This is a genomic window from Neorhizobium populisoli (assembly GCF_019430945.1).
GTDB classification, from domain to species: domain Bacteria; phylum Pseudomonadota; class Alphaproteobacteria; order Rhizobiales; family Rhizobiaceae; genus Neorhizobium; species Neorhizobium populisoli.
The window spans coordinates 491,025-512,024 of the sequence record NZ_JAHYCB010000003.1 but is presented as its reverse complement, the minus strand read 5'-3'; the positions used below and the strand labels follow the sequence as shown (position 1 = coordinate 512,024).

22 protein-coding genes and 1 pseudogene are annotated in these 21,000 nt (G+C 60.2%); 18 read left to right on the top strand and 5 right to left on the bottom strand.

From position 1 onward, the window contains the following. Window positions 1-6: 6 nt before the first annotated feature. From KX729_RS10415 to KX729_RS10350, 14 genes are all read left to right on the top strand, one after another. Window positions 7-684 (top strand): phosphoribosyltransferase, encoded by a 678-nt coding sequence (locus tag KX729_RS10415; RefSeq protein WP_219742363.1) that lies wholly within the window; start codon window positions 7-9, stop codon window positions 682-684. A 100-nt stretch (window positions 685-784) separates the two neighbouring features. Beyond that, a complete protein-coding gene (locus tag KX729_RS10410; RefSeq protein WP_219742362.1) occupies window positions 785-1,834 on the top strand; it encodes a dipeptidase in 1,050 nt (349 codons plus the stop codon). 59 nt (window positions 1,835-1,893) lie between these two features. Next, complete coding sequence (locus KX729_RS10405) at window positions 1,894-3,501, top strand: ABC transporter substrate-binding protein (protein ID WP_219742361.1); 1,608 nt, start codon at window positions 1,894-1,896, stop codon at window positions 3,499-3,501. Between the two features lie 140 nt (window positions 3,502-3,641). Beyond that, the gene (locus KX729_RS10400; protein WP_376775949.1) at window positions 3,642-4,688 is read left to right on the top strand and encodes an ABC transporter permease; all 1,047 of its coding nucleotides are present in this window, start codon (window positions 3,642-3,644) and stop codon (window positions 4,686-4,688) included. Beyond that, the gene (locus KX729_RS10395) at window positions 4,685-5,614 is read left to right on the top strand and encodes an ABC transporter permease (protein ID WP_219742359.1); all 930 of its coding nucleotides are present in this window, start codon (window positions 4,685-4,687) and stop codon (window positions 5,612-5,614) included. The genes KX729_RS10400 and KX729_RS10395 overlap by 4 nt, the downstream gene beginning before the upstream one ends. After that, window positions 5,611-6,444, top strand: coding sequence for an ABC transporter ATP-binding protein (locus KX729_RS10390; RefSeq protein ID WP_219742358.1), 834 nt, complete (start codon window positions 5,611-5,613; stop codon window positions 6,442-6,444). Before KX729_RS10395 ends, KX729_RS10390 begins: the two co-directional genes overlap by 4 nt. Further along, window positions 6,441-7,190 carry an ABC transporter ATP-binding protein gene (locus KX729_RS10385; protein WP_219742357.1) on the top strand — a complete coding sequence of 250 codons (750 nt, stop codon included), beginning with the start codon at window positions 6,441-6,443 and terminating at the stop codon, window positions 7,188-7,190. The genes KX729_RS10390 and KX729_RS10385 overlap by 4 nt, the downstream gene beginning before the upstream one ends. 29 nt (window positions 7,191-7,219) lie before the next feature. Further along, window positions 7,220-8,149, top strand: coding sequence for a LysR family transcriptional regulator (locus KX729_RS10380; protein ID WP_219742356.1), 930 nt, complete (start codon window positions 7,220-7,222; stop codon window positions 8,147-8,149). Window positions 8,150-8,326: 177 nt separating this feature from the next. Next, window positions 8,327-9,823 carry an ABC transporter substrate-binding protein gene (locus KX729_RS10375; protein ID WP_376775951.1) on the top strand — a complete coding sequence of 499 codons (1,497 nt, stop codon included), beginning with the start codon at window positions 8,327-8,329 and terminating at the stop codon, window positions 9,821-9,823. Window positions 9,824-10,087: 264 nt separating this feature from the next. After that, window positions 10,088-11,038: an ABC transporter permease gene (locus tag KX729_RS10370; RefSeq protein ID WP_219742354.1), complete on the top strand. Its 951-nt coding sequence runs from the start codon at window positions 10,088-10,090 to the stop codon at window positions 11,036-11,038. After that, entirely contained in the window at window positions 11,035-11,850 is an 816-nt protein-coding gene (locus tag KX729_RS10365; protein ID WP_219742353.1) for an ABC transporter permease, read from the top strand. Before KX729_RS10370 ends, KX729_RS10365 begins: the two co-directional genes overlap by 4 nt. 25 nt (window positions 11,851-11,875) lie before the next feature. Further along, window positions 11,876-13,270: an amidase gene (locus KX729_RS10360; RefSeq protein WP_219742352.1), complete on the top strand. Its 1,395-nt coding sequence runs from the start codon at window positions 11,876-11,878 to the stop codon at window positions 13,268-13,270. Between the two features lie 266 nt (window positions 13,271-13,536). Beyond that, a complete protein-coding gene (locus KX729_RS10355; protein ID WP_219742351.1) occupies window positions 13,537-13,890 on the top strand; it encodes an ElaB/YgaM/YqjD family protein in 354 nt (117 codons plus the stop codon). Next, window positions 13,890-14,342: a hypothetical protein gene (locus KX729_RS10350; protein WP_219742350.1), complete on the top strand. Its 453-nt coding sequence runs from the start codon at window positions 13,890-13,892 to the stop codon at window positions 14,340-14,342. The genes KX729_RS10355 and KX729_RS10350 overlap by 1 nt, the downstream gene beginning before the upstream one ends. 10 nt (window positions 14,343-14,352) lie before the next feature. Here the strand turns inward: KX729_RS10350 and KX729_RS10345 are convergent, their stop codons facing one another. After that, entirely contained in the window at window positions 14,353-15,111 is a 759-nt protein-coding gene (locus KX729_RS10345) for a Crp/Fnr family transcriptional regulator (RefSeq protein ID WP_219742539.1), read from the bottom strand. 131 nt (window positions 15,112-15,242) lie between these two features. Between KX729_RS10345 and KX729_RS10340 the strand changes: the two genes are divergently transcribed. Next, complete coding sequence (locus KX729_RS10340; RefSeq protein WP_219742349.1) at window positions 15,243-15,584, top strand: hypothetical protein; 342 nt, start codon at window positions 15,243-15,245, stop codon at window positions 15,582-15,584. A 41-nt stretch (window positions 15,585-15,625) separates the two neighbouring features. Here KX729_RS10340 and KX729_RS10335 read toward each other — a convergent pair whose 3' ends face one another. Continuing rightward, on the bottom strand, window positions 15,626-16,192 hold the full coding sequence (locus KX729_RS10335) for an RNA polymerase sigma factor (protein WP_219742348.1): 567 nt from the start codon (window positions 16,190-16,192) through the stop codon (window positions 15,626-15,628). Next, a complete protein-coding gene (locus KX729_RS10330) occupies window positions 16,189-16,368 on the bottom strand; it encodes a NepR family anti-sigma factor (protein WP_219742538.1) in 180 nt (59 codons plus the stop codon). Before KX729_RS10330 ends, KX729_RS10335 begins: the two co-directional genes overlap by 4 nt. Before the next feature lie 169 nt (window positions 16,369-16,537). Here KX729_RS10330 and KX729_RS10325 point away from each other — a divergent pair, with 169 nt between their 5' ends. The 3 genes and pseudogenes from KX729_RS10325 (at window position 16,538) to KX729_RS10315 (ending at window position 18,669) form a co-directional block, all read left to right on the top strand. Continuing rightward, window positions 16,538-17,332 (top strand): response regulator, encoded by a 795-nt coding sequence (locus tag KX729_RS10325; protein WP_219742347.1) that lies wholly within the window; start codon window positions 16,538-16,540, stop codon window positions 17,330-17,332. Window positions 17,333-17,435: 103 nt separating this feature from the next. Then, a pseudogene (locus KX729_RS10320) lies at window positions 17,436-17,575 on the top strand (DUF1328 family protein). 92 nt (window positions 17,576-17,667) lie between these two features. Further along, the gene (locus tag KX729_RS10315) at window positions 17,668-18,669 is read left to right on the top strand and encodes a sensor histidine kinase (RefSeq protein ID WP_219742537.1); all 1,002 of its coding nucleotides are present in this window, start codon (window positions 17,668-17,670) and stop codon (window positions 18,667-18,669) included. Window positions 18,670-19,038: 369 nt separating this feature from the next. Here the strand turns inward: KX729_RS10315 and KX729_RS10310 are convergent, their stop codons facing one another. Continuing rightward, complete coding sequence (locus KX729_RS10310; protein WP_219742346.1) at window positions 19,039-19,965, bottom strand: ABC transporter permease; 927 nt, start codon at window positions 19,963-19,965, stop codon at window positions 19,039-19,041. Further along, window positions 19,958-20,968 (bottom strand): ABC transporter permease, encoded by a 1,011-nt coding sequence (locus tag KX729_RS10305; RefSeq protein ID WP_219742345.1) that lies wholly within the window; start codon window positions 20,966-20,968, stop codon window positions 19,958-19,960. The genes KX729_RS10310 and KX729_RS10305 overlap by 8 nt, the downstream gene beginning before the upstream one ends. Window positions 20,969-21,000 lie beyond the last annotated feature (32 nt).

Genomic DNA, 21,000 nt, shown 5'->3' with positions numbered 1-21,000 from the left:
AAACCAATGCAGCCGCATGATTTCTGGCAGGAAGTCCATCCGTCCGGCACGTTCGATCGGGTAGGGCCGTTTTCCGGCTTCTACCCCGCCAGCCTTGATGACGGCAGCCAGATAAGATTGCCGATCCGTCCATTGGCGGATGGCGAACATGCGCTGGCCTCGCTGATCATCAACCAGGCGAGTTTCGACGTGCAGGATGCGCTGGCTGCCGATCTGGCGCCGAAGCTTGCGGCCTATCGACCGGAAGTCATCGTCGGCCTGCCGACACTCGGGCTGACACTGGCTGCGGCGGTTGCCCGCTCGCTGGGTTTTGCCCGATATGTCCCACTCGGGACCTCCAAGAAATTCTGGTACGACGAGACGCTTTCCGTACCGCTCTCTTCGATCACTACGCCGGAACAGCAGAAACGGCTTTACGTCGATCCCCGCATGCTGCCGCTGATCAAGGATAAGCGCGTCGCGCTGGTGGATGACGTTATCTCCTCAGGCACCTCGATCGTTTCCGGCCTGACACTGATGGCCTCGCTCGATATCGAGCCGGTCGTTATCGGAGCGGCCATGCTGCAGTCGGAACGCTGGCATGGAAAGCTCGATGCCTTCGGTCCGCAATGGCGGTCGCGTGTTGCCGGCGTATTCAGGACGCCGATGCTGAAGAAGGCCGGCGAGGGCGCCTGGACGGCCTAGAGACGGGGTGGGGCAATTTGAGCCTTGCAACAGTCGTTCGGCTGGCTAGGATCGCTGGATAACTCACCTCGGGAACAATCATAAAATCGGGAATAGGTTCATGGAATTGGTGTTCGACGGCCATAACGACGTGCTTCTGCGGCTCTGGCGGAATGCGAAATCGGGCAGCGACCCGATCGCCGAGTTCAGGGACGGCATCACGAGCGGCCATATCGACGGCCCTCGTGCCAGGAAGGGCGGTCTCGCCGGTGGCCTTTGCGCCATCTACATTCCTTCCGGCGAACTGGTGCTGAAGGAGCCGGATGCGGACGGCCATTATGTCACGCCGCTGTCCACGCCGCTCGACCATCTTCCGTCGCTGACCATCGCGCTTGAAAAGGCGTCGATTGCGCTGCGCCTCGACCAGGCCGGTGCATGGCGGCTCTGCCGCTCCACCGCTGAAATCCGCAGAGCAATGGACGACGGCATTTTCGCCGCCGTCATGCATATGGAAGGCTGCGAGGCGCTCGATCCCGATCTCGACAATCTTGAAGTGTTTTATGCCGCCGGCCTGCGCTCGCTCGGCCCGGTCTGGAGCCGCCACAACATTTTCGGCCATGGCGTGCCCTTCGCTTATCCGATGTCGCCGGATACCGGTCCGGGTCTGACAGACGCCGGTTTCGAGCTAATCAAGGCCTGCAACAGGCTCGGCATCCTGATCGATCTGGCGCATATCACCGAGAAGGGTTTCTGGGATGCCGCGAAGGCCTCCGACCAGCCTTTGATCGCCAGCCATTCCAACGCGCATGCGCTGACGCCGGTCGCCCGCAACCTCACCGACAAGCAGATGGATGCCATCAAGGAAGGCAATGGTCTGGTCGGCCTGAACTATGCCGTGACCATGCTGCGTGCCGACGGTCGCGACAATGTCTCGACGCCGCTTTCCGACATGGTGCGCCATGTCGATTACATGGTGGAGCGTATGGGGATCGACTGCGTGGCGCTTGGTTCGGATTTCGACGGGGCGTCGATTCCGGAAGAAATTCATGATGCTGCAGGAAATCAAAATCTGGTTGCGGCGCTCAAAAACGCGGGATACGGTGAAGCAGAGCTAATAAAGCTATGCCGGGAAAACTGGCTCAGAGTTTTGGGGAAGGCCTGGCACGAATAAGGTCGGTTTTCCCCGGAGTTCCAAGAACTGGTCCAAAGAACCAAAGGGGAAGACAGACTATGCTTCATTCATTCAAGGGACGAATCCGTCTGCTGACGACGGGTGCTGCGCTGGCGGTCATGATGGCTGCCGCACCGCAGGCCTTCGCAGTCACGCCGAAGGATACGCTCGTCATCGGCCTCGCCTTCGACGACATCATCACGCTCGATCCGGGCCAGGCCTTCGAATTTTCGGCCGGTGAAATCAACGGCAACAGCTACGACCGCCTCGTTCGTCTCGACATTGCCGACACCTCCAAGGTCAAGCCGGACCTTGCCGAAAGCTGGACCGTTTCGGACGACGGCCTGACCTACACGTTCAAGATCAAGTCCGGTCTGAAATTCGCCTCCGGCAACCCGATCACCGCGGAAGACGTCGCCTATTCCTTCGAACGTTCGGTCAAGATCGACGGTCCGCCGGCCTTCATCCTCAACCAGTTCGGCCTGAAGAAGGATAACATCACCACCAAGGCCGTCGCCAAGGATCCGAGCACCTTTGTGCTGACCGTCGATCAGGCCTATGCGCCGTCCTTCGTGCTGAACTGCTTGACCGCAACCGTTGCGGCCGTCGTCGACAAGAAGGTCGTCTCGCAGCACGTCACCAATGACGATTACGGCAATGCCTGGCTGAAGAGCAATTTCGCCGGTTCCGGCCCGTACAAGATCCGCGAATGGCGCGCCAATGAAGTGGTCGTTATGGAGCGCAACGATAATTACTGGGGCGAAAAGGCGAAGCTCAACCGCGTCATCTATCGCCACATGAAGGAAAGTACGGCTCAGCGCCTGGCGCTTGAGAACAACGACATCGACGTTGCCCGCAACCTCGAGCCGAACGATATCGACGCAGTTGCCAAGAAGGGAACCGCAGTCACCAGCACGCCGAAGGGCTCGGTCTTCTACTTCAGCATGAACCAGAAGAACCCGAACCTGAAAAAGCCGGAAGTCGTGGAGGCGATGAAATATCTCGTCGACTACGACGCGATCGGCGCGACGCTGATCAAGGGTGTCGGCGAGATCCACCAGACCTTCCTGCCGAAGGGCCTGCTCGGCGCGATCGACGACAAGCCGTACAAGCTCGACGTCGCCAAGGCCAAGGAACTGCTTGCCAAGGCCGGCCTGAAGGATGGCTTCTCGGTGACCATGGACGTGCGCAACAACCAGCCGACCACCGGCATCGCGGAATCGATCCAGCAGACTTTCGCCCAGGCCGGCATCAAGATGGAAATCATTCCTGGCGATGGTAAGCAGACGCTGACGAAATATCGTGCCCGCACGCACGACATGTATATCGGCTATTGGGGCGTCGATTACTGGGATCCGAACTCCAACGCGGAAACCTTCACGTCGAACGTCAACAACGCCGATGACGGCACGTCGAAGACGCTCGCCTGGCGTAACGCCTGGGACATTCCGGAACTGACGAAGGAAACCAAGACCGGCTTCCTGGAGCGGGATTCGGCCAAGCGCGCCGCGATCTATCAGAATCTGCAGAAGAAGCTTCTGACCAGCGGTCCGTTCGCGCTGATCTTCCAGCAGACGGAAGTCGCCGGCGTGGGGAAAGGCGTGAAGGACTTCAAGCTCGGCCCGACCTTCGACACCAACTACGTGTTCAACGTTTCCAAGGACTAAGCCGGAAACGGCTTCCCGGAGCATCCTGCGGTGCTCCGGGATCTTTGAGTTTACACGCCGTGCTGTCTGGAAATCGGTTTCGATTTTCGACCGACGCTGTGGCCTGAAAGGCGGAATCCTTGACTTTACCTGAAACAAGCGTGGCGACACGGCGTAACCGGCGCCGTGCTTCCTCTGCTGCAACCTCCGTCCTGCGTTTCGCGGTGACGGTGGTTACGACCATTTTCGGCCTGCTGCTGGTGACCTTCTTCATCGGCCGGATTATTCCGATCGATCCGGTGCTGGCGATCGTCGGCGACCGCGCGCCGGCGCATCTCTACGAGCGGACCCGTATCGAACTGGGCTTGAACCTGCCGCTTTACGAGCAGTTCTGGATTTATACGAAACAAGCGCTTACGGGCAATCTCGGCACCTCGGTTCTGACCAGCAATCCGGTGCTCGAAGACATCAAGCGCGTCTTTCCAGCGACCATGGAGCTTGCGACGATCGGCACGCTGATCGGTGCGATCCTCGGCATTCCGCTCGGCGTGCTGGCGGCCGTGCGCCGCGGCAGTTTTGCCGACCAGATCGTGCGTGTCATCGGCCTGATCGGTTATTCGGTGCCGATCTTCTGGCTTGGGCTGCTTTCGTTGGTGTTGTTTTATGCCCAGCTGCGCTGGGTGGCTTTCCCGGGCCGTGTCGATATCGTCTACGAATACAGTTTCACGCCGCAGACGGGTTTTTATCTGCTCGATGCGACCATGCAGGGCCAGTGGGATGTTCTCTGGGACCTTTTCCTGCACATCGCGCTGCCGGGCTCTCTGCTCGGTTATTTCTCCCTTGCCTATATCAGCCGCATGACCCGCTCTTTCATGCTGAACGAGCTGTCCCAGGAGTATGTGGTGGCTGCGCGGGCGAAGGGCCTGTCCGAGGCGCGGATCATCTGGTTCCACGCGCTGCGCAATGCCGCAGTGCCGCTGGTGACGGTGATTGCGCTGTCCTATGCCAACCTGCTCGAGGGCTCGGTCCTGACAGAAACCATCTTCTCCTGGCCGGGGCTTGGCCTCTACATCACCAATTCGCTGCAGAATGCTGACATGAACGCGGTTCTGGGCGGTACGCTGGTGATCGGGGCCGTCTTCGTCGGCATCAACATTTTCTCCGATCTTCTCTATCGGACACTCGACCCTAGGACGCGTAGCCGATGAGCACCGTGGAGAACCTGAAACCCTATAGCCGCGAATGGCTGCTTTCCGACCGACCGACCTCGCGCAAGCAGGCCCGGCTTGGCCGCGCCTATATTGTCTGGCGCCGGTTTGCGGAAAACCGGCTGGCGCTTTTGGGGCTGGCCATCATCGTCCTGCTGGTGCTGGTAGCGGCCTTCGCGGATTTGCTGGCACCGCATAATCCCGTGGTCGGCGACCTGCGCAACTCGCGCCTTCTGCCGCTCGGTTCGGAAGGGTATCTGCTGGGTACGGATGATCAGGGTCGCGATATCCTGTCGCGACTGATCTACGGCTCGCGGTTGACGCTGCTCGTCGTCGTGCTGGTGGCGATCATCGCGGCACCGATCGGGCTCATTGTCGGCACGGCCGCCGGTTATGCCGGTGGCTGGGTCGATGCGGTGCTGATGCGGATCACCGATATCTTCCTGGCGTTTCCGAAGCTCGTGCTGGCGCTGGCGCTGGTCGCGGCTCTCGGGCCTGGGATCGAAAATGCCATTCTCGCCATCGCCGTCACCTCCTGGCCGCCTTATGCTCGGATCGCCCGTGCCGAAACGCTGACTTTCCGCAATTCGGAATTCATCTCGGCCGTGAAACTGATGGGCGCTTCGCCGATGCGCATCGTGTTGCGGCACGTCATGCCGCTCTGCGTTTCGTCGCTGATCGTCCGTGTCACGCTCGACATGGCGGGCATCATCCTCACCGCCGCCGGCCTTGGCTTCCTGGGCCTCGGCGCCCAGCCGCCGCTGCCGGAATGGGGTGCGATGATCGCGTCGGGCCGTCGTTTCATCCTGGACCAGTGGTGGGTTGCTGCCATGCCCGGCGTGGCGATCCTGATCGTCAGCCTTGGCTTCAACCTTCTGGGCGATGGTCTGCGCGATGCGCTCGATCCGAAGGAGGCCGGCCAATGACCGCTCTCCTGACCGTCGACGATCTGCGCGTTACCTTCCCGACCCGCACGGGCGAGGTTCAGGCGGTGCGCGGCGTTTCCTTCACGCTCGGCAAGGAACGGCTCGGCATTGTTGGCGAATCCGGCTCCGGCAAGTCGCAGACCGGCCGCGCCATCATGGGCCTGACGCCGGGCCACGCAAAAATCACCGCTAAGAAGCTCGCTTTCGGCGATCGCGATCTCCTCAATATGCCGGCGGCGGAACGGCGGGACCTGCGCGGCAAAAAGGTCGCGATGATCTTGCAGGACCCGAAATATTCGCTGAACCCGGTCATGACCATCGGCCGGCAGATCGTCGAAACGCTGAAGACGCATGAGAAAGTCTCCGGCTCCGAGGCAAAGGCGAGAGCGCTTGCCATGCTGGAAGCGGTACAGATCCGCGATCCGCAACGCGTTTTCGACCTTTATCCACACGAGGTTTCCGGCGGCATGGGCCAGCGGGCGATGATCGCCATGATGCTGGTCTGCGGCCCGGAGCTGCTGATTGCCGACGAACCGACCTCGGCATTGGACGTGACGGTGCAGCTCGAAGTGCTCGGCATTCTCGACAAGCTGGTCGCTGAACGAGGCATGGGTCTGATCTTCATCTCCCATGACCTGCGCCTCGTCTCGTCCTTCTGCGACCGCGTCATCGTTATGTATGCGGGGCGGATCGTCGAGGAACTGTCTTCGGCAAACCTTGCCGAAGCGCAGCATCCTTACACCCGCGGGCTGCTCAACTGCCTGCCGACCATCGGTTCCGACCGGCATCCGCTGCCGGTTCTCGACCGCAAGCCGGAGTGGTCGCTATGACATCAGCTCTTTCGATCCGCGACATGGTCGTCACCTATGACGAGTTCAATGCGCTGAACCATGTCAGCCTCGATGTCGGCCAAGGCGAATCCTTTGGTATCGTCGGCGAGTCCGGGTCCGGCAAATCGACATTGCTGCGCGCCGTTGCAGGGCTCGCGACATTTCAGCAGGGTACGCTGAGCGTCAGCGGCCGTTCCTATTCAGGTCGTCATCGGGACAAGGAATTCTACCGCACGGTCCAGATGGTATTTCAGGATCCCTATGGCTCGCTGCATCCGCGCCAGACGGTGGACCGGCTGCTGCTCGAACCCTTGGTGATCCATGGGTTCACAGATGTGGAGACGCGGATCAGCCGCGCTCTCGATGAGGTCGGCCTCGGCTCCGGCTTCCGGTTCCGCTATTCGCACCAGCTTTCCGGCGGGCAGCGCCAGCGTATCGCCATTGCTCGCGCCCTGATACTGGAGCCGAAAATCCTGCTGCTCGACGAGCCGACTTCGGCGCTCGACGCCTCGATCCAGGCGGAAATCCTCAACCTTCTGGAACAGGCGCGGCGTGACCGGAACCTGACCTTCGTCATGGTCAGCCACGACCTCGGTGTCATCAGCCATATGTGCGAACGGTTGGCGGTAATGAAGAATGGCGAGGTTGTCGAGACGGTGCCGCGGAAAGCGCTGGAAAATCGCGAATTTTCCGCCGATTATACGCGCCAATTGCTCGTCGCCAGCGAAGGTTTCCGCAGGAGCTAACGGGCGCTTTGGTTTGATAGCAGGATCGCATGCAGCTTCGCGCGCTTATGTATTTCGATGAACTCGTGCGGACGAATTCCATGCGGGCGGCGGCGGAGAATCTGAATGTCGCCGCCACCGCCGTTTCGCGGCAGATCGAGAATCTCGAGCACCATTTCGGCACGCCGCTGGTGGAGCGCAGCAATCGCGGTATCAAGCTGACGGCGGCCGGCGAGCTTCTGGCGGCGCGTGCTGGCAAGACGCTGCGGGAGTTGGAGCATGTTCACCAGCTCATCGACGATCTGCAGGGCCTGCAGCGGGGCAGGGTGGTGATCTTTGCGAACGGTGCCGTCGTGGCGAACCTGCTGGCGCCGGTTCTGGCGGAATTCAGCCTGCGTTATCCGAAGCTTCGTTTCGAAGTAGCCATCACCAGCGCCCGTGAGGCGGTCGAGGCGCTGGCCGCCGCAGAAGCCGATCTGGTGGTGACGCTGTTCGCGCCAAAAATTTCCGGCGTGAAGGTACGGGTGCGCTCCGAGCTGACCTATGACGTGATCATGGCGGCGGATCATCCCGCCGCCGGCGCCAAGGAGTTGACCTTGCGCGATCTGGTGCGGATGCCGTTGGCGCTGCCGGACAAGAGCTTCAGCGCCCGTCAGGCTTTCGAGGATGTGTTTGCCAAGGACGGGCTGACGCTCGATCCGGTCTTCGTCACCGGTTCGCTGGAAATGTTGAAAGAGCTGGTGCTGCGCCGCGCGGCCGTCACTCTTCTGCCGGCGCTTGCGGTGCAGCGGGAAATTCAGGCCGGGCAGCTAACGGCGGTGCCGGTCGTCTCGGGCAGGGCGGTGCGGACGCCGATCGATCTTTGCGTCGCGCCGGACCGGCAGCTATCGTTTGCGGCGGGCAAGCTGGTGGATTTTATCGAAGGTTTTATGCGCGGGGCGGATACGAGAAAATCGGGGCGTCGCAAGGCAGTCGAATAAAAGCATTTTCGTGTAGCGTTTTCGGCTACACAGAGAACACAAAATTCTGCATTGTGTGTGCACCTGCGAAATGACACACTTTTGGCAATCACCGATCCCGCAGGTGCCGATCAGGCTGGGTCGTAGTCCAAAAAGGGGATTTTGATGGGCAGGATGACGTTCTGGGGTTCGGCCACTATGCTAAAGGGGGCCGCCTTTGGTCTCGCCATGGCGGCCGGCGTATTTGTCGTGCAATCTGGTGCAGAGGCTGCGCCGAAAACCGCGCTGACGGTCGGCATGGCCGTCGAGCCGACCGGGCTCGATCCGACGATTGCCGCCCCTGTCGCGATCGGTCAGGTGACCTGGCAGAACGTTTTCGAGGGCCTGACCACCATCGACAAGGCCGGCAAGGTGCAGCCGCAGCTCGCCGAAAGCTGGCAGATCTCGCCAGATGGCAAGACCTATACGTTCAAGCTGCGTCAGGGCGTGAAGTTCCATAACGGCGTGGCTTTCGATAGCGCTGTCGCAAAGTTCTCGCTCGACCGCGCTCGCGGTGCAGATAGCGTCAATCCGCAGAAGCGTTATTTCGCCTCGATCGAGACGATCGAAACCCCGGATGCCGGCACGCTGGTGCTGAAGCTGAAGCAACCGGCCGGCAGCCTGCTCTACTGGCTCGGCTGGCCGGCCTCGGTCGTCGTCGAGCCGAAATCCGCCGCCGACAACAAGACGACTCCGGTCGGGACCGGGCCTTTCAAGTTCGTTTCCTGGGCCAAGGGCTCGAAGGTCGATCTCGCGAAGAATGCCGATTACTGGAACAAGTCGGTTTCCGTGAAGCTCGATACGGCGGCCTTCCGCTTCATCGCCGATCCGCAGGCGCAAGCTGCGGCGCTGAAGGCGGGTGACGTGGATGCCTTCCCGGAATTCGGCGCGCCGGAACTGGTGAAGTCGTTTGAAGGTGACAAGAAGCTTGCGACGGTGATCGGCAATACCGAGCTGAAGGTCGTCGCCGGCATGAACAATACCCGCAAGCCGTTCTCCGACAAGAAGGTTCGGCAGGCGCTGATGATGGCGGTGGATCGCGCCACCGTCGTGGACGGCGCATGGTCGGGTTACGGCACGCCGATCGGCAGCCATTACACGCCGAACGATCGCGGCTACAAGGATCTGACGGGCGTTTATCCATTCGATGCTGCCAAGGCCAGGGCGCTGCTGGCGGAAGCGGGATTCTCGAACGGCTTCACCTTCACCATGAAGGCGCCGCAGATGGCCTATGCGCAGCGTTCGTCGCAGATTCTGCAGGCGATGTTTGCGGAAATCGGTGTGACGATGAATATCGAAACGACCGAATTTCCGGCCAAATGGGTGGCGGATGTGCTGAAGGCCGCCGATTACGACATGACCATCGTCGCCCATGCGGAGCCGATGGATATCGATATCTATGCCCGCGATCCGTATTACTTCAACTACAAGAACTCGGCCTTCAACGACATCCTCGCCAAGGTCGAGGCGACGTCCGATGCCGCTGAACAGGAAAGGCTTTATGGCGAGGCGCAGACGATCCTCGCCAACGATGTGCCGTCGCTGTTTCTGTTCGTGATGCCGAAGCTCGGTGTTTGGGATGCGAAGGTAAAGGGACTTTGGGAGAACGAGCCGATCCCGTCGAATGTGTTGACGGATGTTTCGTGGGCAGAGTGACGGTTTGATGGGGTGGGATGGCGAGCTTGCTGCAGATTTAACCCCCCACAAGGAGGAAGGGCTAACCCGCCGCACCCTTATCCCAAAAATTAAGCCGCAGCGGTGCCACCAACTCCCGTCTCCCCCCTTGCGGGGGAGATGTCGCCAGAGGCGACAGAGGGGGGTGGTTCAGCAAGTTCTACCGTCGGGTTCGTGGCACCACCCCCATCTGTCAGCTCCGCTGACATCTTCCCCGCAAGGGGGAAGAAGGGGAGCTTGTGGCCAATGATCTCCATCCTCCTCCGCCGAATCCTTTCTCTCCTCGTCACCCTCCTCGTCGTCTCCCTGCTGATCTTCTGCGTCATGAATCTCCTACCCGGCGATCCGGCGTCGATCATGCTCGGAACCTCGGCAAGCCCGGAAACTCTGGCGGCGTTGCGCACTCAGCTCGGCCTCGATCAGCCGCTTCCGGTGCGGTATCTCGCCTGGCTGACGGGCATATTCCACGGCGATCTCGGCCAGTCCTATACCTATGGTGTGCCGGTCGCGGGGTTGATCGCTGAGCGGCTGGCGGTCACGTTGCCGCTGGCGCTGATGGCCATCGTGATGTCGGTCGCCATCGCCGTGCCGCTCGGTGTGCAGGCAGCGCGTAGGCATAATGGCGTTTTCGATTTCTTGGCCGGCATCTTCTCTTATGTCAGCATTGCCGTGCCGGCTTTCTGGGTCGGGCTGCTGTTGATCATCGCCTTTTCCTCCATGCTTGGCTGGATGCCGGCGGGCGGGTTTCCGGGGTGGGGTGCCGGGTTGCTCGCGGGTCTGCAGGCGCTGTTGAAGCCGGCGATTGCGCTGGCGCTGCCGCAGGCGGGCGTGCTGACGCGCGTTGCCCGCGCCGCGGTGCTGGAAGTGATGAACGAGGATTATGTGCGCACGGCGCGTGCCAAGGGGTTGAGCGATGGGGTCGCCATCTGGCGGCATGCGGTGCCGAATGCGGCTATCCCCGTCGTCACCATGCTCGGGCTGCAGTTCACTTTCCTGATTGCCGGCGCGGTGCTGGTGGAGAACGTCTTCAACCTGCCGGGGCTTGGGCGGCTTGCCTATCAGGCGCTGTCGCAACGCGATATCATCGTCATGCAGGATGTCGTGCTGTTCTTCTCCGCTCTCGTCATCATCATGAATTTTCTGGTCGATCTCGCCTATCTGATGATCGATCCGCGGCTAAGGGCTAATGCCCAATGACGAGAGCGCTGCGCCGTCCCGTCTTCCTGATCGGGTTCGTTATTACACTGGCGCTGTTTGCCGTGGCCCTGCTGTCGCTGGTCTGGACGCCTTTTGCGCCAGCCAAGATGAACATCGTCCACAAGCTCAAGGCTCCGTTCGATTTCGGTTTTCTGGGTACCGACCAATTTGGCCGCGACGTCGCGTCGATGCTGATGGTGGGCGCTTGGAATTCGCTGTCGACCTCGATCCTTGCCGTGGCGCTCGGTGCGTCGGTCGGCACGTCGGTCGGCGTTATTGTTGCGATGCGGCGCGGCTGGCTGGAACTGGTGGTGATGCGCGGCTGCGACATCATCTTTGCGGTGCCGCCGATCCTGTCGGCGATGATGCTCGGGGCGTTTATCGGATCGGGCCGCTTCACGGCGATCATCGCGATCGGCACGTTCATGGTGCCGGTCTTCGCGCGGCTGACATTGGGCGCGGCGCTGCAGATCTGGACGCGAGATTATGTCATGGCGGCGATCGGCATCGGGCGGTCGAAGACGAAGATCACGCTGGTGCATGTGCTACCCAATATTTCCAACCAGATCATCGTGCAGGTGACGATCCAGCTGGGTCTCGCGATCCTCACCGAAGCCGGACTTTCCTTCCTCGGTCTCGGCATGCCGCCGCCAAACCCTACCTGGGGGCGGATGCTGGCCGATGCGCAGACGTTTTTGGGGCAGGCTCCGTGGCTGGCGCTGCTGCCGGGTCTGGCCATCGCGTTTGCGGTGTTGGGCCTCAACATGCTGGGCGACGGCCTGCGCGACCTGCTCGATCCCCGCGATAATTGATGATTTCGACAAAGAAGATATTCCGATGCATGACCTCCTGAAGCTGACGATCCGCGAAATCCTTTCCCTTTATACGGCGAAAAAACTCTCGCCTTCGGAATATTGGTCCGTCATCGAGGATCGGGTGACGGCTTTCGAGCCGCATGTGCAGGCGCTTTATCTTTATAACCCCGAGAGCGCCCGCGCCCAAGCGGGGGCTTCCACCGACCGCTGGATGCGGGGTGAGACGCTTGGCATGCTGGACGGTATTCCGGTGACGCTGAAAGAGCTGATCGCCACTAAGGGCGACCCGGTTCCGCTCGGCACGGCAGCAGTTGAACTGGTTCCTGCCGCCGAAGATGCGCCGATCGCAGCGCGGATGCGGGAAGATGGCGCAGTGATCTTCGCCAAGACGACCTGCCCGGATTACGGAATGCTGTCCTCGGGGCTATCGAGTTTCCATCACTTGAGCCGCAATCCGTGGGACCTGACGCAGAATCCCGGCGGCTCCAGTGCCGGTGCTTCCGCTGCCGGCGCTGCGAGCTTCGGGCCGCTGCATATCGGCACGGATATTGGCGGTTCGGTACGCCTGCCAGCCGGCTGGACGGGATTGTTCGGCTTCAAGCCGAGCCATGGACGCATTCCGGTCGATCCGTTCTTTGTCGGCCGCTGCGCCGGGCCGATGACCCGTTGCGTCGAGGATTCGGCAATTTCGATGGCGACACTGTCACGGCCGGACTGGCGCGATGGCACGTCATTGCCGCCGAACGACTTCGACTGGCTGGATTTCGATATCGACGTGACGGGCATGAAGATCGGGCTGATGCTCGATGCCGGCATCGGCTTGCCGGTCGATGCGGAGGTCCGCGACGCGGTCGTCGCAGCGGCGAAGCGGTTCGAGGCAGCGGGGGCGGAGATCATTCCGGTCGGGCCGGTGCTGACCCGCGTCATGCTGGACGGGCTCGACAATTTCTGGCGGTCGCGTTTCTGGGGCGATATCGAAAAGATGCCGGAAGAGCGGCGGGCGCTGATCCTGCCCTATATCTATCAATGGGCGGAAGGCGGCACCTATATTTCCGGTGTTGAAGCGGTGCGCGGCTTCAACCAGACGATCGAGATGCGCAAGGCCTGCGGAAAACTGTTTTCGACCGCCGACGCGGTTCTGTCGCCGACCAATCCGATCGTTTCCTACCCGGCCGAATGGGCCTCGCCAACCAATGATCCGGCGCGGCCGTTCGAGCATATCGGCTTCACCGTGCCTTGGAACATGTCGGAACAATCGGCCGCTTCGATCAATTGCGGCTTCTCGTCCTCGGGCATGCCGATCGGGCTGCAGATCGTTGGGCCGCGGTTTGGCGATCTCCTCGTTCTGAAGCTTTCCCGCGCCTTCGAACAATGGACCGGCGGCATCAGTCACTGGCCGGAGCCGCCTGCGATCTGAGCCCTCAGTGAAAAGCATTTTTAGGTTCTTCGAGGCTTTTCAGGGAACCATCACGGTTTTGCCGCGTTCACCGGCCGCAGCTTGAAAATTGCGGCGCGCTCGTCACGCGCCTTGCGAGGAGGTGCCGAATGAACGGTTTTTCTCTAGGCGTTGGGTGTTCCGATCCTCGCGACCATTCTCTTTGACGTTTTTACGCGTCATTTGATTTTTCACAACGCCGGCGCATCACCTTGCGCCCAGGATTGATCCGACCAAAGGAGATCGACATGGCAGCTACGACCACCACGACCGGTACGCAGTCCGACTTCAGCCGCAGCCGCAATGGCGTCACCCCGCCCGGCGACATCGAAGCGCAGCTGCAGCTGCTTCGTGAAGATATTTCAAATCTTGCCAAGACGGTTGCTGCCGTCGGCAACGAAAAGGCCAGCGAAGTGAAGGGCAAGGCCCGTCGCGCCGCAAGCGAGGCAGCCGACGCATCTTTTCAGATGGTGGAAGCGGCCCGCGAACAGGCCCTGTCCTACGAGCGCGATCTGGAACGCCAGATCCGCACCAATCCGATCCAGTCTGTCGCCATCGCCGCCGGCGTCGGCTTCCTGTTCGCGCTGCTGACGCGCCGCTGATGATGACTGGATTAGGCCCGCTTCTGGCTTCGCTCGCCGCGATGGATATCGCGGCGTTTACGCGCAAGCTGAAAAGGAACGCCATTCTCTACGCCTTCGCGCTTGTCTTTTTGCTGACGGCCTATGCGCTGGCGGTGGCCGCTCTTGCCGTTTATCTCGGGCAGATATGGGGCTTGCCGGTCGCGCTGCTCGCAGTTGCCGGCGGCGCACTGGTACTCGGTCTCTTCATGTTTATCTGGGTCGCCTTGGCGAACCGGGCGGAAGAGCGCCGCAAGCGCGAAGCGGCGGCTACCAACAGCAGCAAGGCGATGATGATGACGGTAGCGCTTTCCGCCCTGCCGATCCTCGTCAAGTCGCGTCCGCTGCTTCTGGCATCGGTGGCTGCGGGGCTTGGGTTCCTGGTGATGAAAAACACGTCATCAGCGGCACGTTACAACGAGCCAGCTGAATGAATGATCGGCTTCAGATAAACGGCCGCCTGCCTTCAACGGGCGGCCGCCACTCCGCGACACGATAAAGCCTTTGCGCATCCAGCACTTCGCAGCCCCGGTCTAGCCAGCGGATCAAGCCCTGGTCGGCAAGGGTGCGGAGTGTTTTGTTCGTGTGAACCAGCGACAAACCAAGCGTATCGGCCACGTGCTGCTGGGTCAGTGGCAGGGCGAACGATTTTTCCGGCGGCGCATCGCTTGTCGCCCTGATCCGCGAATCCAGGAACGCCAAGAGATAGGCCGCGCGCTCCCGGGCGCTGCGCCGGCCGATGCTGAGCAGATGTTCGTCAAGCATGGATTCTTCGCGCGCAGCCAGCCAGGTGATGTCGAAGGCAAGCGAGGGGTGGGTCTGGAAGAGGACCGGCAGCTTGTCGCGCTCGAACATGCAGAGCGTCATCTTGGTCAGCGCTTCTACCGAATGCTGCATTTCCCGCATGACATTGCCCTGCAGGCCGACGAGATCGCCGGGCAGAACGTAGTTGAGAATCTGCCGGCGGCCATCCTCGAGGATCTTGTAGCGGAAACCCCAGCCTGCCAGCACCGTATAGAGCTGCGGATTCTGTTCGCCCTCCCGCATGATGGACATGCCGGCCTCTGCCTGCAGCTCACCCACTTTCAGGCTTTGGATGAAGGCGAGCTCTTCCGGAGAAAAATCACGAAAATTCAGCCTGCGACGCAGGGGACATTGTTCGCAGGGTATGCGCGTGGGGCCGACAGATTTGGGATTTGCCATTGGACTCAATAAGAAAGCTAAATTGAACAAACCATAGTCGGCTGTTTTCCGGCCGTCTGTGTCATTTTTAAATGACCCCGCATAGTTTCGGTGATCTAGGGCAATTAATTCACTCGGATCAGGCCACGCTGTTGCGCATTCTCATTGTCGACCTGGAATACCTCGTGGCCATGGAGGCGGAGCGTATCCTGACGGAAAACCTGGACGGCGAGATGGTGATTGCCATGCCGCGGGATTATCCGGCCGTGCTCGAAACCCAGAATTTCGATGTCGTGCTGATCCATGCAAGCCTGGTGAGAAGCCCGGAGGCGGTGCGCCGCCTGAACGCAACGGAAGCCGGTGTCGTTCTTTCGACGCTGATGGACGAGGAAGCCGTGGACGGCTTTGCAGAATGGCCGGGCGTTGTGGTCGTCTCCAAGCCTTTCGACGATCAGAAACTTGTCGCGGCAATCAAAAACGCCGCCCGGAACTGACCGAGCGGCGTGTTTTAAAGACGGCTGCTGTTTTCGACCTGTCAGCTGCCGAATGCACGGGCGGTGATTGCCGCATCGCCAGCATCCGGACCGTAATCGCTTTCACCCGAAACGCCGAGCAGCTCCTGCAGGCGTGTGCGGGCGCGGGAAACACGGCTCTTGATGGTGCCGACCGCACATCCGCAGATCGCGGCAGCCTCTTCGTAAGCAAAGCCTGCAGCACCGACCAGCACGATCGCTTCGCGCTGATCGTCCGGCAGCTTATCCAGCGCTTTTCGGAAATCCTGCATGTCGAGACGGCCGTATTGTTCCGGATGAACGGAAAACCGCTCGCTGAACAGGCCATCGCTGTCCTGAACTTCACGGCCGCGCTTGCGCATCTGGCTGTAGAATTCATTACGCAGGATGGTGAAGAGCCAGGCGCGCATGTTCGTACCTGCGGTGAAGCTGGTCTGGTTCGCCCATGCCTTCATGATGGTATCCTGCACGAGGTCGTCCGCCTTGTCGTGCCGGCCGGTAAGGGATACCGCAAACGCACGAAGGTTAGGAAGGGACGCCAGCAGGTCGCGCTTGAAGCCGCGATCGTCGATCTCGCCTTCTTTGCTCATTTTACATCCACCGACTTGGCATTCTTTTCGGCCTGATCCAGGCGTTCCAGTAATTCCATAAAGCGATCTGGAATACCTTCGTCCTGTACAGCGTCGTAGAATTCGCGCAATTTACGGGAAATGGATGCGTTAGGCTGCACCGCTCCGGGCCTGATTTCTGGTTGAATTGAGGTCATCTCGTCTTTTTTTCGGTTGTCTTCACTCATCACGCGGGCAGCCTGTTACGGTATCGTCGGGCAGGAGAATTCCTGGGGGCAAAAAAAGTTCCATCCTTGCGGAACTTTTTTTGCATCCCCACGTTCATATCAGGTCAATTGCCCGCTGGGCACAGGGGAGATTTTTTGTATGTCACTCACCACACGCGTTGCGTCTCACCTTCCGTATCTGCGTCGGTATGCACGCGCCGTCACCGGATCGCAGACTTCGGGAGACGCTTATGTCGCCGCGGTCCTGGAAGCTTTGATCGCAGACGTTTCCATATTCCCGGAATCGTCGAAGGACCGTGTTTCGCTTTATAAACTATTCGTTGCGATCTTTGGTTCCACCAACATCGAGATCCGTCCGATCGACTCGCCCTTCGCCTGGGAACAGCGCGCTGCGGCCAACCTCGCTTCGCTTCCCTCCCAGGCGCGGCATGCGTTTCTGTTGATTTCGGTCGAAGGCTTCTCAGTCGAAGAAACCGCTGAAGTGCTGGATGTCAGCGTAAGCGAAGTGAACCGGCTGCTCGACGAGGCAACTCGCGAAATCTCGCGCCAGGTCGCGACAGACATCATGATCATTGAAGACGAGCCGCTGATCGCGCTCGACATCGAGCAGATGGTTCAGGACCTTGGCCACCGCGTCACCGGCATTGCCCGTACGCACAAGGAAGCGGTGTCGCTGTTCAATACCTCGCATCCCAAGATGGTGCTCGCGGATATTCAGCTTGCCGACGGCAGTTCGGGTATCGATGCAGTCAACGAAATCCTGAAATCCTCCACCGTTCCGGTCATCTTCATCACCGCCTTCCCTGAGCGGCTGTTGACCGGGGAACGGCCGGAGCCGGCGTTCCTCGTCACCAAGCCGTTCAATCCGGATATGGTGAAGGCGCTCATCAGCCAGGCATTGTTCTTCAACGAGGCGGTCAAGGCAGCGGCCTAAGACAACGGCTAGGCAGGTAAGCAGGAACAAATATCACATGGCGGCGTTTGACGGGGCATCATCCCGCAAGGAGAACGTCATGTTGTATTAGGCTCTTGTCTTCCTGCTCGTAGCCATATTGTCGGCGCCTCTGGCTTTGGCGGTATTGCGGGAACGGCGGCAGGTATTGCCAGAATCCTTTTCCTCATATTTCTCCTGCTGCTTGTCATATCGCTTATTGCCGGGTTGTTCCGGCGTGCTTGACGCCATATAAAACGTCAAATGCTCATAAATCCGGGGGCCGCTTCAGCGGCGCCCGGCTTCCCCGAAAGCCCGCAGACGGAGTGTGGAAATTGGTGCATCCCCTGACATGGCAGCAAGCTGGTCAGAGTGATGATAAACTACGCGAATTTTTTGTCCCGGCGCTTGTCGATCTCGGCGCGAGCATCATCATCCAGGATGCGAAGCGCAACTATCTCTTTGTTACCAACCTCCCGGACGCGTGGTCGATCAACGGCGTGAAGATGCCGACCGACGTCCTTCTGTTCGGAGAGGATGTCGGCGCAAAGCTTGCCACCCTGAAGGATGGCCTCATCCAGCCCGGGAAAAAGGGACATGCCGAGATTACCATCGGCACTGAGCAGGTTTTCGAATTCCGTGTTCAGGCGGTCGAGTTCGGCAAGGGCGGGCTGCATTTCGTGACCACGATCGTCGATCGCTCCGAGGAGCGTCACCGCGAGCGCCTGCTGAGAGCGCTGTTGCGCGAAGTCAGTCACCGGTCGAAAAATCTGCTGGCGATCATTCAGAGCATTGCGCTGCAGACGGCGCGTTATTCCGGCTCTCTGGAACTCTTCCTGCATAAATTCCGCGGACGGCTTTATTCACTGTCGCAGAGCCAGGATCTGATCACCGATTCCAGCTGGCGCGGCGCCTATTTCTTCGAGCTGGTCCAGCAGCAGACCGAGAAATATCTGCCGGAAAACAAGCATCTGGTGCGTGTCCATGGCGATAACCTGCTACTGACGCCGAATGCCTCGCTGCATCTCGGACTGGCGCTGCACGAACTGATCGTCAATGCTGTCAGCCATGGGTCTTTGCTGCGGAGCGGCCGGGTGATCAACGTCACCTGCACGCGCATGCAGGTAAGCGGGCATGACTCCCTTGAACTCGTCTGGGACGAAACGCTGGACGGAGGCAAGGCTTCCAAGGAAGGCGATGAAGCGCTGAAGGCGCATTTCGGCAGCACGGTTCTCGAACGCGTCGTGCCGGCCTCGGTCAATGGAAAGGCGACCTACGTGATCGCCCATGACCGTATCAGCTATCGGCTGGTTTTCCCGCTGGAAAGCGGTGGCGAATAAGCCCGCACCATTACGAATGATGAGCTTTCGAACGAGCGGCGACGCGCATATTCCGATCGCGTGAAAAATGCGGCTGTATTTGGTGAATGTGGGATTTTCTAATGCCCAAAACTGAGCTGGGTCGGTTCCGATTTGACGGAGCCGACCCAGTTCGTCTCTTCGAGGGGGATTGAAGAGTATGTCCGAAGGCTTTGTAGGGCGGGGGACGGGGGGTCGCCTTCAGACACTGATATAACGGACGTCCCGGAGTTAGGTTCCGGCAGTTTCGAAAAAATTTCGATTTTTTTTGAAAGCCGTTTTCGGCTTGTCGCGAAATAAAAATGGCGGCCGAAGCCGCCATTTTTATGACTATGTGTCGGAGCGACGAAGCTAGTGCTTCAATGCTCTCGGATCGAGCGCGTCACGGATCGCGTCGCCCATATAGTTGACGCTCAGCACCGTCATCGAGATTGCCAAGCCCGGCCAGAGCACGCGCGATGGCGTGAGCTGCATGAAGTTTGCGCCGTCGAAGAGCAGACGCCCCCAGGTGGGGAAGTCCGACGGGAAACCGAGGCCGAGGAAGCTCAGCGCCGATTCCGTGATGATGGCCGCCGCAATGCCGAGCGTCGCCGAGACCATGATGGAACTCAGCACGTTCGGCAGGATGTGCTTCAGGATGATCCGGTATTCCCGCATGCCGCTGGATTTCGCCGCCAGGATGAATTCCTGGCTTTTGACTGAGAGCACGTCGCCGCGCACGATGCGGGCGGTGTGCATCCAGCTGGTGATCCCGATCACGAAGACGATCAGGATGAAGATGCCGGTTTCCGGTCCAAAGGCTGACCTGAGCGTATCGCGGAACAGCATCAGGATGACGAGCAGCAGCGGCAGGAGCGGCAGCGCCAGGAACAGGTCGGTCAATCGCATCAGCGGATTGTCGAGCCTGCGGAAATAACCGGACAGCACGCCGACCAGCGTTCCGAGAAACAGCGCCAGCAGCATCGCGGTGATGCCGACGGCGAGCGAGATGCGCCCGCCGGCGAGAACCTGCGCCAGCATGTCCTTGCCGAGATTGTCGGTGCCGAACGGATGCGCCAGCGAAGGCCATTGGTTCTTGTCGCGGATGTTGATGGCGTTGGGAGCGACCGTATGGATATACGGCCCGACAAACACCGCAAGAACGATGAAGGTGAAGATGATCAGCCCGGCGACGCCGCCCTTGTGAGCGCGGAACTGCTTCCACATGTCGGCGAGGGCGGAGCGGGTGGGGGTGGCCGCCTTGGCAGGCGGCGCGCTGGTGATTGTCGCATCAGTCATAACGGATCCTCGGGTCAAGAATGCCGTAAAGTACGTCGGCGATGAGGTTGAAGAGCACGATCAGCACGGCGAAGATGAAGGTCAGCGTCTGCACGAGCGGAATATCCGCACCCTGCACGGCGGTGATCAGCAGCTGGCCGAGCCCGTTCACACGGAAGATTTGCTCGGTGATGATGGCGCCCGAGAAGATGGTCGGAACGCCGAGCGCGATGACGGTGACGACCGGGATCAGGCTGTTGCGCAGCACGTGGACGAGCAGGACGGCCTTTTCCTTGACGCCCTTGGCGCGCGCCGTGCGGACATAGTCCTGATGCAGGTTGTCCAGCATCGAGGCCCGCACGAAACGGGTGATCTGCGAGGCGTTGAACAGCGCCAGCACCGTCACCGGCAGGATCATCTGCTTCACCTGCAGCAGGAAGCTCGAGAAGTCGGTGACCACGAGATTGGTGTCATAGACCGACGGGAACCATTGCAGGTAGGAGGAGAAGATGACGATCATCAGCACGCCGGTGAAGAAGGTCGGGACCGAGTAGCCCACCATCGCCAGGAACGTGCCGATCTGGTCGAAGACCGAATACTGTTTATAGGCCGAGATGACGCCGATCGGGATGGCGATCATCACGCCGAACAGATAGGCGAGGCCGACGACCCAGAGCGTCTGCGGCAGGCGCTGAACGATGAGATCCACCACCGGGCTGCGTGTCGCCCAGGAAAGAACGCGCATGCGAGACCCGTCGCCGAACTGCCAACCGGTCAGACGTTCGAGGATATTGAGCGGTTCATTGATGAAGAACTGCTGCAGCCAGTAAAGATAGCGAAGGAAAAAGGGTTGATCGAGACCGAGCGATGCCCTGATCTGCTCTCGAACCTCCGGCGGGATCGTCAACGGCAGGTCGCCGGTGGGATCATTGGGTGCCAGATCGAGAAGCGCGAAGATAGCGAAGCTGATGATCAGCAACGTCGGGATTGCAAACAGCAATCGCCGCAAAGTGTATGTGAACATTCAAAAAGTCTCCGGGCTACGCGGGAGAAGAA